The following is a 12,423-nucleotide window of genomic DNA, read 5'->3' on the forward strand; positions in this document are numbered from 1 at the left end:
TTAAAATTCTCCAAGAAGTTCATCGATTTTGATGCAGTCAAACACCCAGGCTACCGTATTGCCATCTTTAGCATTCTGCCAGTCGGGTATTTTCTGAAACGCACCGCCGCGAGCCGTAGCAATATCACCTGACGCATGGTTGCGTATTACAAAAATATTGTTGCCCCAGAGCGCAGATGAGAGACTTTGCGCGTTATAAGCGATCATCAGCTTTTTGTTAACCGGCGAGGTTTTCAGCAGATTGACTGTGATAGTTCCAGATTTTCCGGCATGCAGGCTGTGCATACCTTCACCGTCTGCGCCAATAGTCATGGTGTTCTTCGCCTCTGTCATGGCGACAACGATCCCCTCATCGGAGTTTGCCGAACCATAACCGAGGTCAATTACACCGGTCGGCCCCGTCATTGAGGCCGACACATCCATAAAACTGTAAGTTGCCATTTTTTCCCCTTAGCGAACGACTGTGATCAGTACATCAGCAAAATGCACGGCACCGGCGAGTTTGCAGGCGACCTGAATCGGCGGCGCTTTGCGTTTCTCGCGATCTGCCTGCGCCTGTTCTGCCATTGGCTGGATCCAGGCGTAATACCCTTTGGTCAGCGTATCGCCCGGAGACAGTTGCCCTATCGCACCACCATTCCAGACGCCGGGGGCAATCAGACCGTTATTCACCGCCTGTTCCATCGATTGCTCTACGCTGGCCAGCAGGCGTGTACCTCCCGAATCGGTTTGCGGTACTTTGGTTGTACTGGTGTAAAGCAGGTTATAGAGATTGTTCTGAACATAGTTTTGCAGCCAGTCCAGGCCGTGGCGCTCATCAAAAAAGTCGCCATTTGTCATTACGCCTTCCTGCAAAATGGCCGTTTCATTGTCATAACGCACAAAAACGTTACAGTTTTTTGCCGCCAGCGCATCCGCCTGAGACGTTCGCAGCAGTTCCGCTGTAATGCCCGGCTCCTGCTTAAATTTCAGCGTGATAGTGGTATTGTTACCGCCAAAGTTCACCGTAAAAGCGCGACCAAATGCCGAAGCAGCAGCCCAGGGGGAGGAGGTGGAGTATTGCGTGAAAACCCGACCGTAATTGCCTTTTTTCAGCACCGAGGCAATATCGTCCGTTCTGGTGGCGTCGATAGCCGCCGTATCCTGTGTGGTTAAACCGAAAATACGCGATGTGCTGCTGGCACCGATAAAGGCAGCAATAGCGGTGGCATCATCCGCCGACAGGTCAGCGGCAACGATAAGACCATACCAGGCGCTGGAGAAATCGGCCAGTGTCTCTACCGCCTGCGCCGCTGTTTCCCCGTCCATCCCCGCTACAGGTGACGCACCTGCCGCCTGTGACAGCAGTGTTAACGCGGTCAAATCAGTACCACTGTCCGGCGCGGTAACGTAGCCCACCGAGCTGTTCTTACCTGCTGTAGATGACACCACCGTGAAACGGCTGTTGTTTGCATCCCACAGGACGGTAGCGGTGGTGATTTTTTCCGCAATACGCTGGGCAACACCGTTCAGGTTAGTCTCTTTCGATAAATCGACGCCGGTAACATTTACCGCTTTCCCGTTGACGGTGATTTTCATTGCGCCATCTGTAACCCCGGTGAAGTTGCTGATTTTCGCCTGTTCTGAGGTCAGTATCGCGCCGCGCAGCATTCCCGCAGAGGCTTTACTGACCCAGCGCCCGATATAGAGATCAACCGGTCGCGGTGATTGTTGATAATAAAGAGTTGCGGCTTGATATTCCGGCGCGGCAGTGCCGAAATCGGTAGCCACTTCTTCAACAGACGAATACGCCCGCATACGCTCAACGGGATCAATAACGGACGACGCCCCCATTATCAGTAGCGCACCAAAATTTCGCGCACTTGCCGCACGCGGCGACATGTCGACAGTGACGTTAACCACTCTCGATACAGGTAAGCCCTGTGACATAATTTATTCTCCGGAAAAGGTGACCGGTATATCGGTCGGTGATTCAGCAACCAGCGATTTAACGTTGTATTCGCGCACAACCTTACGGCGCAGGCGAACATTAAAATCGTAACGGCGAACCCACTGATTGTTGATGAGTTCGGGAAAAGGAATAATGTGGCTGTAACCCGCGAGCGACAGCCCCTGGGTGTTCAGTTCCGCGTTGTTCTGACTGACACCGATCCCGTCACGAAAACGGGTCGCGTACTGCTGCCCTGCGGGGCCGTAAAATGAAGCCAGGCATTCAATGGACTCATGCCGCCAGAGTTCAGTTTTATCTTCGGTCTGGTTAACAAATGCCGGATTATCGTCAATCGGCATATCCACCACACCGAACGCGCACCAGTTAGTCTCTGGCGGCAACAGTGCGGGCTGTTTTGGCTGCCAGCGGGGACGAACCACAGAAGCAGGCAGTCCTGAGACACCGCGCAGCCATCGGCTGAGAAGCCTGTCCAGTTCTTCACCATAAGCGGGCGATTCCCAGACAGGTGGCAACCAGCCACGCTCCTGGCTTGTGTTATTGCTCAACCGGTATTCCTCCATCAAATGGCAGCAATTCACAATGAGCCTGAACAAAGCCAGTGCCGTAAGCTGTGTACGGGTCGACGAATGTCACGCGATAATCGCGGTTCTGGTACGTCACGATATCGGCATCACGTCCCGTTTCGCCGTTACTCAGGCGTTCAGTCGTCACCACCAGTATGGCCCCACTAATAACTTGCCCCGCCTGCATTCGGCGGTTTTCCAGCGAACGATCGACCGTCACCACACCCGAAAAGCCTGATGTTTCTTCGACGCTGGTCGTGATGCCGTCTGCATCCGTCTGTTGAAACCGCCGCGTAACACGTAAACTGGTGTCACAGAAGTCGGGATCAAACAGAACATCTGTTACATCAAGATTTGGCATTTTTATCCCTCACGATGTACGTGATTGCGCGACGATATTGTCCGGTGTCAATCAAAGGTCTGGCGTTGGAGTTATCAGGTGCGTTACCCGCCGCACGGCTTTCAAGTTCCGCTAAGGCTCCTTTTCCTCCCCTTCTTGCGCGGGCTGCCAACGTACTCTCTGCGAGCGGAACAAAGTCAGAGGCAGTGATAAAACGTTTAACCCCATCCGCTGCCGTTGCACCTGCCTGGTTGAGCATTCTTTCCGCGCCAGACATATTTTTATCAAGTGTTAAAAGCGCTGCCTGTTTAAGCATTGGCAACGTTTTATCCTGTACCGATTTAACACCGGGTTGCAGATGTGGCCTGGCCGGAATATTTCTGGCTGGTGAGCCGTTTTCGTTGATGTAACCTATGGCTGCATTACCTATCGACGCATCATTCCTTGCGGATGTTTCGGCAGGGATGCCTACCAGCACATCCCGGTTGCCGATAGTCTTCAGTGCGTCTAAAACAGATTTCGCCCTATCAACTCTTATAGAGACGCCACTTTTCATAGCTGACGCCCTCCCGCACCGAACATGCAGATTGTCTGCCAGAACTCCGTGCCATAACGTGTGTTGTTCCAGAAACCAGCTGCAGGGTTGAGCGTTGATGAGTTGTCATAACTCACGCTTACCTTATCCACCGATTTCGCTGAAACAATCCCGCTACTGGAGCCGCCCGCACGGCCCAGCGCTGCGGAACGGTTATCACCCGCCTGCAGCGTGAGGTAATGCGCGACAAACAATTCCACCATGTACGGGAACGTGCGCCCGAGCCGATTCTGATCCAGCTGAATATCAGCGAGATTTAACCGGAACTGGACCTGGGTATCGGGATAAAGGGTTGAGTTATTAAACTGCGGGAAATCGGTGCGAAACTGCTCGACGGTCGGGAGATTACTGTTTTTTAGCTCCATTGACCTGCTCCGTCAGCTCAGCAATTTTCTGCTTCAGCTCTTCGATAAGCGCATTACGCTCGGTCAGACCTTCAGCAGCTGCTGTTACCTGCGCGGTCAGTTCGCCGTTTTTAGCCGTTAACTCAGCGTTCTGGGTAGTCAGCTCAGCGATTCTGGCATTCAGTGCGCTAAGTTCCGCCTGGTTAGCGCCTTCACCGCCGTTATCGGTTTTATCCAGCACTTCGGCATGACGCTGCGTAAACCAGTGATCGGCAATATCGTTTTTCACGTTATGAACACCGACATCAAAATCCGTTTTGGTGTAATCGGTATCGTTAAACGTAAACGGGGTATGCACGCGGATTCGTTTCATGATTTTTCCTGAAAGAAATGGCCCCATGCGGGGCCGGTTGTCAGATACCGTCGACGTACAGCATCGTGTCGCTGTAACGCAGTTCGACCGCACCCACCTTGCTGTAGTAGGTCACCAGCTGGCGCAGGTCGCGATATTCCATCGGGGTGCGCTGAAGCGGAACCAGCGGGAACTGAACGTACTTGCGGTCTTTGGTGTAGAACACCATGCGGTTAACGTTCTGCATCGCGCCCGCTTCCAGCCATTTCACCGGCTGAATATCCAGCGGCTTACCGTTCTGCTTGTAAGCAATGGTGTTTTCGCTCAGGTAGTCCAGCAGAGAGCGGTTACCGGCATCGGATACGATAAGGCTGGACAGCAACGCATACTGATCGGGCGGCAGGCGCAGCGAATCCGGCACCACGGCGCGACCTGTCTGTTTCCAGGCCGTGGTGAGACCGTCATTGATGGATTTAACAATTTCCATCGCCGTGCTGCTGGCCCACGTCTTAGCGGCGTTGATGACTTTAACTCCCGCCTGATTAAACAGCCCTTTCACGTCCAGGATGGTGCTGCCCACGTAAACCTGACGGTCAACGTTCAGCTGGTAGGTCTGGTTCATCGCTTCGAGCTTCTGGGAGTCAATCGGGCGTCCCATCTGCAGCGCGGAGGCCAGTTCGAAAACCGTCCATGACAGCTGGCGCGACCAGGGCGTCAGTGGCAGCGTGGTTTTCTGAATGTCCAGATCCACACCGGCAATCACGTTGGTGCTGTTGCTGATCCACGATTCGCCTTCGGTACCCACTGAGCTTGGCGCGGCGAAACTGCTGTTTGAGAAGCTCGACATTTCGTCAGCAATGGAGACGTCTTCGCGCAGATCAACGTCACGGCTCCATGTATACGCCAGCAGCGGCATGTTGAGAACCGGATCGAAACGCTCCAGCTGCCCAATCAGGAACGCACCGGAATTATCGATGGTCTGTCGGTCGTAGGTGATCATATTGAGTGCTTTCCTTAAATATTGAATGCCAGTTCGGCGATGCCGTTGGCGTCGGTGGTACCGATAAAGTGCGCGTTGGTCACCAGCACGGTATTGGTTGCGGTGGCATCAGCCACGGCTTCGAAACCGCCGATCGGCTGTGTTGCCGTTGCACCGCCCACGCGGATGTAGACGGCCCCGTTGTCCGCCACGGTACCGGCATTCACTTTGACGCCGATATAGCCACGCACCAGCGCATCGCCAGTGTAGTTCGTCGGGTTAGTCAGCTGGCGGGCAAGGTCTTTGTCAGATGTGAACGGGAAAGAGCGAACGCGGATACCGTAAAGCACGGCTGCGGTATCACCCGCCGCCAGCGGTACAAACTTGCCGTTAACTTTTTTCCCCGGCAGGCCGTCACCGGCGAACGGGTTGGTGGTGTCCATCACGACAGGCTCTACCGTTGAGTGATTCGGACGGGTGAGCGCACCGGCGTAGCTGAACGGCTGCGTTAAATAAATAGACTGACCTGTCATTACTTGGCCCCCTTCTTAGCCCAGAAATCTTTGTTTTTCTCATTCAGCGCGGCCACATCGCCGGACTGCGAATTTGCGGTGAACACTGCCAGGCTCAGGCCGCTATTGTTGCGGCTTTTTGCCAGTTCAGATGCGCCGTTAAAGATGCTGTCCACGGTCGCCATGCTCATTTTGGCGAAGTCAGGATTTTTACCTGACAGCGGTTCGATGAGTTTCAGACCGTCAGCGGTGCGCAGCGCAGCGCCCAGCACTTCGCGCTTGAGCGTGCCCATTTTGGAGCCTTCCGGCAGCGAGAAGCCTGGCAGGATGAGTTCTGCACGTGAGAGAACGTCCTGCTGATAACCAGCATCGCCGGTCATCTTCTTCTCTTCTTTTTTCTCGTCGTCGTCAGCGTCACCCACTGGCGGAGAAAGCTTATCGGTCAGCGCTTTTACAGCGGCTTCGATAGCTGCAATGCGAGTCTCGATGTCGCTGCTTTCATCAGTGACCGCATTCGCGGGAGCGCCATGCGGAACAGCAGCATCCGGCCCTTCAACTTTCACCACTACAGTGGTTACGCCGTCGTCTTCATCGTCATCACCGACCATGTTGGCCGGTGCGTTATTCAGCAACTCTTCGGCAGCCGCTGAATCTTTGGTTTTCACCGCCTTGCGCAGGCTGGCGAACCACTGCTTTGCTTTACTTGCCATGCTTTGTGCATCTCCTATTGAACAGCGAACACCGGCCCGCCCATTAGGAACAAGCGCGATGTGATTACCCCGGATGTCATACTGATTAGCCCGTCCGGGGGCGGTTTCGTCATACTCTGCGTTGTAGCCACATGAAACCTGACGAAGGCCATCGTTGATTGCCTGAATGCCCAGGGCGTCTTTTATGACGAGATCGGCAATCAGCAGGTCTGACTGGTCACCCTGACCGCGCCGGACGTTGCAGGCGTGACCGATAGTGAGCTCGCGCCAGTTTTTCGGGTCTACAAACAGGATTTCGCCCGCCTCATCCTCGGGATGGAGGATCACAACGGTCATGCCTTCAAAGGACGCCATCGCTTCGGGAGAAAACACCTCATCGGCTGAGCGGGTGACGATAATTTCCCCGTCATCGTCGGGCGTGAGTTCGGGCAAATCCTCTGCGCGGTAGGCCTGGTCACCCAGGCGGGCGATCGGCACGTCTTTACACAGCAACGAGCCATCACCCAGCAGGTAACGGTTAGGACCGAGCCGGGTATTGAAGAAATATTTCATTGTCCACCTGCGAAATTCAGGCATAAAAAAAAGCTGCTCATGGCAGCTGTAATAAGGTCAGCGCGAAGGATGCGGCGCGGCGATCAAATCACCGTCAGGAAAAACCACCTCACACCAGCAACGGCAGTTAGGCAGCGCACCTGCATGGCCGGTCATGCCGTCCAGCGTAGGGGGATCGCTCCAGTAAACGAATTTACCTTCCATTTCGGCATGAGAGTGACGGACATCGCCATCATGAGCCGTCCGCCAGATGTAGCCCATAGAACCACTGGCCGTTGATCGCGCCTGCGTCAGCGCGGTAACAGCTCTCCCGACCTCAGTCCGCGCGATGAGCTTTGCCCGTGAAGCCGCCACATCACCGGATGCCGCGATCTCTTTCGCAAACGCATCAGCACGGCCACCCGCCGCCATGGTTTCGATCGCGCGGTTCTGGATGTCGTAAATTCGGCCTGCGGCTTCGAGCGGCAGCGATTTGATGTATTTCACCTGCTCGGTAACGATGCTACGCATGACCTGCCCGGTAGGCGTGTTGTTAATGACATGACGCAGCTCAGCACCGATTTGCTGGCTGTTGTCACGCCACTCTTTTTCGCTGTACCGCGCTACGGATGCGGCAAAGCCCGTGGCGACCTGGTTGGCCCAGCCGTCAATGATTTCGCTGTAGCGCTCCAGCGCATCCATGATTTCGGTAACGCTGTCATTTGAACCATCGTAACGGCCATTTACGATGTCGCCCACTGCTCGCGCTATCTTGCGTAGCTGTGTGGTATAGCTTATTTGCACCTGTTTCGGGATCCGGCGCGTCGTCATCACTTTCTTCGGTGAACCCTGGCGGCTCGGCCCCTTTGGCATTCTCAATATCCTCATCGGTGATGTTTGAGCCAATACCTGTCACGCGGGATGATTCGCGCAGTTCAGCCATACCAACGTGCAAAGGCATCAGCCCGCTGTCGATGGCCGCATTGAGTGTATCGACCGTGTTTTTCGCCACCGTTGAACGGTCAACATCGGACATCTGCCAGAGCGGGTTAAACTCGAAGTCGAAATCATCCGGCAGCGGCGTTCCAAACTCAGAGCGGTGAAGAACCTCAAACAGGCGCCGGACAGGCCGACGCTGACGGCGTTCCTGCAGCGAACCCACATTGTCGTAGTAGTTCGCAAGGTCAGATTCGCCGGTACTGAAACCGGCTGGCGACTGGCCCAGCATGCGGATTAGCGGGATACCGGTTGCACCGGCTATCTGTTCACCAAACTGCGAAAGGATGTCCGACAGGCCCGCAAACGAATAGCTGTGCGTCTGGAATACATCGTTTTTGTCCATCAGCGTCATGCCTTCGATGGACTGAAACTGGCGGATCATGTCTATGTGCTTCATCAGCACCGCTTCGCGCTCATCGGCAAAGCCCAGAATCTGACGCAGATTTTCGATGCTGTAGGTGCGCAGGTGCGCTTTGTTAACCAGTTGGGCAGCGCCGGTTGATGCGCTGTCGAACGCCATGATGCGATCATAAAGACGCTCAACCACCGACATGCCCCAGCCGTTTTCGGTATACGCCTGCTGATAAGGCAGGCCCACACCGTCCATGCGGATCAGGCGGCTGTGGTGAATCTTCCACGCCGGAATGCCGTTTTGCGCGGCCACTACCTCATAATATTTTGGCTTACCCAGGTCGGGACCGGGCTCGGTGATTATTTCCGTGATGGTCTGGTTGAGCATCCAGCGATCGAGCACCAGCATGCCCTTAAACTGGTCGCGACCGATGGTTTCCATGCGCAGGGGTGAGGACATGTCCTGACCGTCAATCAGCAGCACACCCACCGCCCCGCCGTAAAGGCGTGACCACTTTATCGTGTCGCTTAATCCTTCCCACAGTGACAGTTCTTCCCAGCGGCCGGTAAGTCGGGCTTTTGCCTTATGGTCCATCTGCGAGGTGATGGTGACGCCTTTGCGCGTCATATCGTCCGCGATGGTGTCCACGGCAGCGCCCACAATCCACGATGAACGGTAGGCAAACTCCAGTAACACGCGGTTGCGTGAGGTGAAGTTCGGCATATAGGTACCGTGACCACTGAGGTTGCCGGACTGCAGGCCCAGACGGGATACAAAGTTGTCGTAACCGTCGATCGTCTTTGTCGGTGCCGCACTTTGCTGGCGCGGGCGTTTCTTACGAGCCATATTTACCCCTTGCCAGTAAATCCCAGATATCCATTGAGGTGACCTCCATCGGGGCGTAGGCAATCATTACAGAGTCAGCCAGGTTAGGCGATTTGGTGCCGTCCGGCTTTTTGTCCACAACAATTTTACCCACGCCGTTTACCGAATAAGTGGGCTGTGAGAGTTCGACGATAAGTTTGTTTTTGAGCACCAGCGTGCTGGAAATTGAAATGATTTCGTCAGCCTTATACGGCATCCCCTTTTCGACGGCACGATACGTGTTGCGGAAAAGAGTTCGTAAGCGCCACCAGCCCTGAGCCTTGGCGTTCGCGAAGAAATCTTTGTTTAGTCTGCCTTTCTGTCCATACTCCCCTTGCACAGCTTCTTCCTCAGGGTTAGCGGGAGATCCGCTGCCCCGATATGGCGTCGCTGTAATCTGGCGTTCCCGGCGTTCTTTTCGCTGCTCGTTGATGACGCGGGCATCGCCGCGCGCACCCGCCCCGAGCCCGTCAGAGTCGAACCGGTACATTTCAAGGCGGCGCTGATCGCAAATACTGAATGCCTTCTGAACTGTGCCGAAGATGTCGTCGCCTTTGCCCGACCATTCCTCGATATCTTCCAGCAGGAAACCGTGACGTGAAGAAAAGGCATTGGTGTCTTTACCTTCGTCAGCGACATCAAGCGCCCCCATGCGCTGCCCAGTGGGCTGTATTCCCAGGTGAATATGCGCATCAATAGCGGCCTGCACCCATGCGGAAGGAATTAACACGCCTTCCACAGATGCGCTGTAGTTGATGTCGATTTCCTGCGCCACGGTCACAGGGTCGAGCTCTTCACACTGCTTTTTATACCAGGCATCATCTTTGCGCGGATCATCACGCCAATGGAAGGTAAACACATCCACCTTGCCGCTGTGGCGGCGCTCAGCAAACGAGTTCGCCATGCCGTTGGGCGTTGAAATGTCCTGACGGCAGTTTGTAGTTGCCGATAATGAGGCGTCTACAAGATACGGGCGCTCAAGGAATGCAGACTCATCGACGATATAGAACGATGTACGGTCACCACGCCCGATGCCGTCACCGGCTTCACCCGTCATCGCTGAATCATTTTCAGGGAACAGGATGCGCATGTGCGGCGCGTGGGCTTTGGGATTCCAGCCGCCCCGAAACTCTTCAGGCAACAGACCAATAAAATTACGCGCCTTGTCAAACAGAGACTTTGGCGAACCGATTTTGTCTACATATTCCTCTTTGCGCGAACCAAACCCGGCAATGATGCCGCGATTAAACAGGCACAGCGATGCTGCCATACCCACGGTCAGCCAGGACATGCCCATGTCACGCGTTTTTTCGGTGATACCGGGCTTTGAGGTGCGCCAGTGCTCGACAAACCACTGTACCCACTCTTCCTGTTTGGGGAACAGCAGAAACGGTATACGCGCTGGCAGCCCGCGCTCAACGTTGCGCGGGTCCACCGTCATACCCCAGTCGATAATGAACTGGGCCGGATTGTCACGGTAAAAAGCCTTCATAGCGGGCAGCGTGCCGGGGTTTTGTCTGATGCGCTGCAACCTCTCCATGCGCCATTCAAACACCTGTGTGTAATCCGGGTTGCGGAAATCGAAGGGGAAAGGAATAGGCATGGAAATGTTCCGATTTAAACTCTATTTAACATAATGGACGTTACCCGTACTGGCGAAACAGCACTCACTCACTGTTGGCTGCCAAAAGGGTATTTAGTGATGAATTCATGACGGATAGACTGGAAACGGACTGCATAATCGATGCATAAAACAGGGCCGATTTTGCATAAGGCTAAAATGTGGCGAAACTCACCTTTTCAGCAATTATCCCATCATCTTGCGGTAAAGCTCTGCGGCCTGGTCTGTTGTCAGGTCAGTGCCGTGACTTTCGCCATACGACGACACTGGCTCTTTACCATCATCGATGTTGTAGGCCTGACGCTCCAGACCCACGAGATTTTTAAGCGACTCTATCAGTTCCTTAACTGACTTAACCCGCGAAGGCAGGCTGATCACTTTGTGGTAAATCTCGTTTAATTTATCCTGGCCTTTGTCATCCGGGCTTTGCATCAGTTCGCCCAGCTTTTCAAAGTCAGCCACCGACGAGGTTTCTACCTCCAGCTCGTCAAACAGCATATTGGCAAGACGACGGGCGCGTGTAATATCGCCACGGTGTTCCATTCTGACGCGCGCGATTGTCTCAGCCGTAGCCTCAATGAGTACGCGCTCTGACAAATTTCCCTCAGTGCGTACCTGCCTGCGTACTTCCTGTTTGCGTACCAAATCTTCGGCGCGACTTTTAATCTTTGCAGCGAGATCGCGTGTCCACTCATCACGCCTGGCACGCTTGCGTATAGCGCCCTCACTGATGCTGTGCTGTGCTGCAATTTCGCGAAGTGACAGCAAGCCAGCACGATAGGCAGACTCAATGGCCTCCCAATCCGGCTTTGCCATTTTATTCCTCTTTGCTTATTGGGTTGACGCAGACGGTGCCACCCTTGTGACCTTTGATTATTTTAAATGGTGTAGATTCTCCACCTTAAGCAGTACATCTGCTTTCTCTACAGATTCCACTCCTGCCTGTGTTCTACCGCATGTCAGAAACTTATAACCATCTTTAAGATAACGACAGATTGTCTCAAGCTGCTGCTTTTCATTTTTTTGTCATGTAGAACTCTTTCTGAGCTGATACTTTTTCGCCCATGCTTTCGCTATGCACAGACAGTCATCAAACATCTTTCCTTTCGCGCTGGCTGAAGCTGAACGGCGGTAATGTTCTACCGCCCGATCAGCGCTTATGCGGGCTACTGTATTGTCAAAGCCCTGCCTTTCCAGCTCAGAGATAACGTTTTTCTCTATGAACTGTATTGGCGTCATGCAGGTTCTCCATCGGGAAAGTTGCCCAAGTCTGGTATTTGTACCTGTGACAATTCAGCGATGACCTTTTGCACCGCACGGATTTTTTTCAAATGACCCTTGCGAATTGTCATTCTTGAACTTCCCGGCCTGCCAAAAGTTTCAAGTGACCATTCGTTAACCCTGAAAACCCTGTTTTGCATTTCTCCTACTGCCAAATCCTTTAAGCTTCCCATGTCCAGCAATGAAAGGTTTGGCTGAGTCTCTTTTTCAATGAGATCAAGTAACCAGCGACGAAGTGATTTAGCTACTTTGGTTTCTGCCAGCATTCCAAGCAAGTGTGCGCCGCGAGGCGAAAATATCCGCGCTCTGTTATACTGCAACTTATTGTTTTTATTACGAGAGGTCACAGTGACCACTCGCGTCATCTCTGCACTGAATTCATCTTTATTTCTGTTGTAAAGGCGGTTTACTGATTTTTCATCAGCATAT

At 53.8% G+C, this 12,423-nt stretch carries 16 protein-coding genes; all 16 read right to left on the reverse strand.

What is annotated here, in order from left to right:
• Complete coding sequence (locus BM191_RS12260; RefSeq protein WP_092878564.1) at positions 1-441, reverse strand: DUF3277 family protein; 441 nt, start codon at positions 439-441, stop codon at positions 1-3.
• Positions 442-450: 9 nt separating this feature from the next.
• Entirely contained in the window at positions 451-1,929 is a 1,479-nt protein-coding gene (locus BM191_RS12265; protein WP_092878566.1) for a DUF3383 domain-containing protein, read from the reverse strand.
• Positions 1,930-1,932: 3 nt separating this feature from the next.
• Positions 1,933-2,496, reverse strand: a complete 564-nt coding sequence (locus tag BM191_RS12270; protein ID WP_456236153.1) for a phage neck terminator protein — start codon at positions 2,494-2,496, stop codon at positions 1,933-1,935.
• Positions 2,486-2,875 (reverse strand): head-tail adaptor, encoded by a 390-nt coding sequence (locus BM191_RS12275; protein ID WP_092878570.1) that lies wholly within the window; start codon positions 2,873-2,875, stop codon positions 2,486-2,488. Before BM191_RS12275 ends, BM191_RS12270 begins: the two co-directional genes overlap by 11 nt.
• Positions 2,862-3,410, reverse strand: a complete 549-nt coding sequence (locus BM191_RS12280) for a hypothetical protein (RefSeq protein WP_092878572.1) — start codon at positions 3,408-3,410, stop codon at positions 2,862-2,864. The genes BM191_RS12275 and BM191_RS12280 overlap by 14 nt, the downstream gene beginning before the upstream one ends.
• The gene (locus BM191_RS12285; RefSeq protein ID WP_092878574.1) at positions 3,407-3,814 is read right to left on the reverse strand and encodes a DUF4054 domain-containing protein; all 408 of its coding nucleotides are present in this window, start codon (positions 3,812-3,814) and stop codon (positions 3,407-3,409) included. Before BM191_RS12285 ends, BM191_RS12280 begins: the two co-directional genes overlap by 4 nt.
• A complete protein-coding gene (locus tag BM191_RS12290) occupies positions 3,795-4,166 on the reverse strand; it encodes an STY1053 family phage-associated protein (RefSeq protein WP_092878576.1) in 372 nt (123 codons plus the stop codon). Before BM191_RS12290 ends, BM191_RS12285 begins: the two co-directional genes overlap by 20 nt.
• Positions 4,167-4,206: 40 nt before the next feature.
• On the reverse strand, positions 4,207-5,145 hold the full coding sequence (locus BM191_RS12295; protein ID WP_092878578.1) for a DUF2184 domain-containing protein: 939 nt from the start codon (positions 5,143-5,145) through the stop codon (positions 4,207-4,209).
• Positions 5,146-5,159: 14 nt separating this feature from the next.
• Positions 5,160-5,657 (reverse strand): structural cement protein Gp24, encoded by a 498-nt coding sequence (locus BM191_RS12300; RefSeq protein WP_092878580.1) that lies wholly within the window; start codon positions 5,655-5,657, stop codon positions 5,160-5,162.
• Positions 5,657-6,898: a DUF2213 domain-containing protein gene (locus BM191_RS12305; protein WP_092878582.1), complete on the reverse strand. Its 1,242-nt coding sequence runs from the start codon at positions 6,896-6,898 to the stop codon at positions 5,657-5,659. The genes BM191_RS12300 and BM191_RS12305 overlap by 1 nt, the downstream gene beginning before the upstream one ends.
• Positions 6,899-6,955: 57 nt before the next feature.
• Positions 6,956-7,636: a phage head morphogenesis protein gene (locus tag BM191_RS12310; protein WP_230479585.1), complete on the reverse strand. Its 681-nt coding sequence runs from the start codon at positions 7,634-7,636 to the stop codon at positions 6,956-6,958.
• Positions 7,596-9,074: a DUF1073 domain-containing protein gene (locus BM191_RS12315; protein ID WP_092878584.1), complete on the reverse strand. Its 1,479-nt coding sequence runs from the start codon at positions 9,072-9,074 to the stop codon at positions 7,596-7,598. The genes BM191_RS12310 and BM191_RS12315 overlap by 41 nt, the downstream gene beginning before the upstream one ends.
• The gene (locus tag BM191_RS12320) at positions 9,064-10,695 is read right to left on the reverse strand and encodes a TerL protein (protein ID WP_092878586.1); all 1,632 of its coding nucleotides are present in this window, start codon (positions 10,693-10,695) and stop codon (positions 9,064-9,066) included. Before BM191_RS12320 ends, BM191_RS12315 begins: the two co-directional genes overlap by 11 nt.
• 204 nt (positions 10,696-10,899) lie before the next feature.
• On the reverse strand, positions 10,900-11,529 hold the full coding sequence (locus BM191_RS12325) for a hypothetical protein (protein ID WP_092878588.1): 630 nt from the start codon (positions 11,527-11,529) through the stop codon (positions 10,900-10,902).
• A gap of 210 nt (positions 11,530-11,739) precedes the next feature.
• Positions 11,740-11,952, reverse strand: coding sequence for a hypothetical protein (locus BM191_RS12330; RefSeq protein ID WP_092878590.1), 213 nt, complete (start codon positions 11,950-11,952; stop codon positions 11,740-11,742).
• Positions 11,949-12,423: BRO-N domain-containing protein (locus BM191_RS16825; protein ID WP_092878592.1), on the reverse strand; the 475-nt coding region annotated here is incomplete at its 5' end. The genes BM191_RS16825 and BM191_RS12330, both read right to left, overlap by 4 nt.

Source organism: Izhakiella capsodis (assembly GCF_900115045.1).
GTDB lineage: Bacteria > Pseudomonadota > Gammaproteobacteria > Enterobacterales > Enterobacteriaceae > Izhakiella > Izhakiella capsodis.

What these genes read in the sequence shown, in the direction of transcription:
- BM191_RS12305 (WP_092878582.1), bottom strand. Translation starts at nt 6,898, where the DNA reads ATGAAATATTTCTTCAATACCCGGCTCGGTCCTAACCGTTACCTGCTG.
- BM191_RS12260 (WP_092878564.1), bottom strand. Translation starts at nt 441, where the DNA reads ATGGCAACTTACAGTTTTATGGATGTGTCGGCCTCAATGACGGGGCCG.
- BM191_RS12300 (WP_092878580.1), bottom strand. Translation starts at nt 5,657, where the DNA reads ATGACAGGTCAGTCTATTTATTTAACGCAGCCGTTCAGCTACGCCGGT.
- BM191_RS12290 (WP_092878576.1), bottom strand. Translation starts at nt 4,166, where the DNA reads ATGAAACGAATCCGCGTGCATACCCCGTTTACGTTTAACGATACCGAT.
- BM191_RS12275 (WP_092878570.1), bottom strand. Translation starts at nt 2,875, where the DNA reads ATGCCAAATCTTGATGTAACAGATGTTCTGTTTGATCCCGACTTCTGT.
- BM191_RS12285 (WP_092878574.1), bottom strand. Translation starts at nt 3,814, where the DNA reads ATGGAGCTAAAAAACAGTAATCTCCCGACCGTCGAGCAGTTTCGCACC.
- BM191_RS12315 (WP_092878584.1), bottom strand. Translation starts at nt 9,074, where the DNA reads ATGGCTCGTAAGAAACGCCCGCGCCAGCAAAGTGCGGCACCGACAAAG.
- BM191_RS12325 (WP_092878588.1), bottom strand. Translation starts at nt 11,529, where the DNA reads ATGGCAAAGCCGGATTGGGAGGCCATTGAGTCTGCCTATCGTGCTGGC.
- BM191_RS12295 (WP_092878578.1), bottom strand. Translation starts at nt 5,145, where the DNA reads ATGATCACCTACGACCGACAGACCATCGATAATTCCGGTGCGTTCCTG.
- BM191_RS12265 (WP_092878566.1), bottom strand. Translation starts at nt 1,929, where the DNA reads ATGTCACAGGGCTTACCTGTATCGAGAGTGGTTAACGTCACTGTCGAC.
- BM191_RS12280 (WP_092878572.1), bottom strand. Translation starts at nt 3,410, where the DNA reads ATGAAAAGTGGCGTCTCTATAAGAGTTGATAGGGCGAAATCTGTTTTA.
- BM191_RS12320 (WP_092878586.1), bottom strand. Translation starts at nt 10,695, where the DNA reads ATGCCTATTCCTTTCCCCTTCGATTTCCGCAACCCGGATTACACACAG.
- BM191_RS12330 (WP_092878590.1), bottom strand. Translation starts at nt 11,952, where the DNA reads ATGACGCCAATACAGTTCATAGAGAAAAACGTTATCTCTGAGCTGGAA.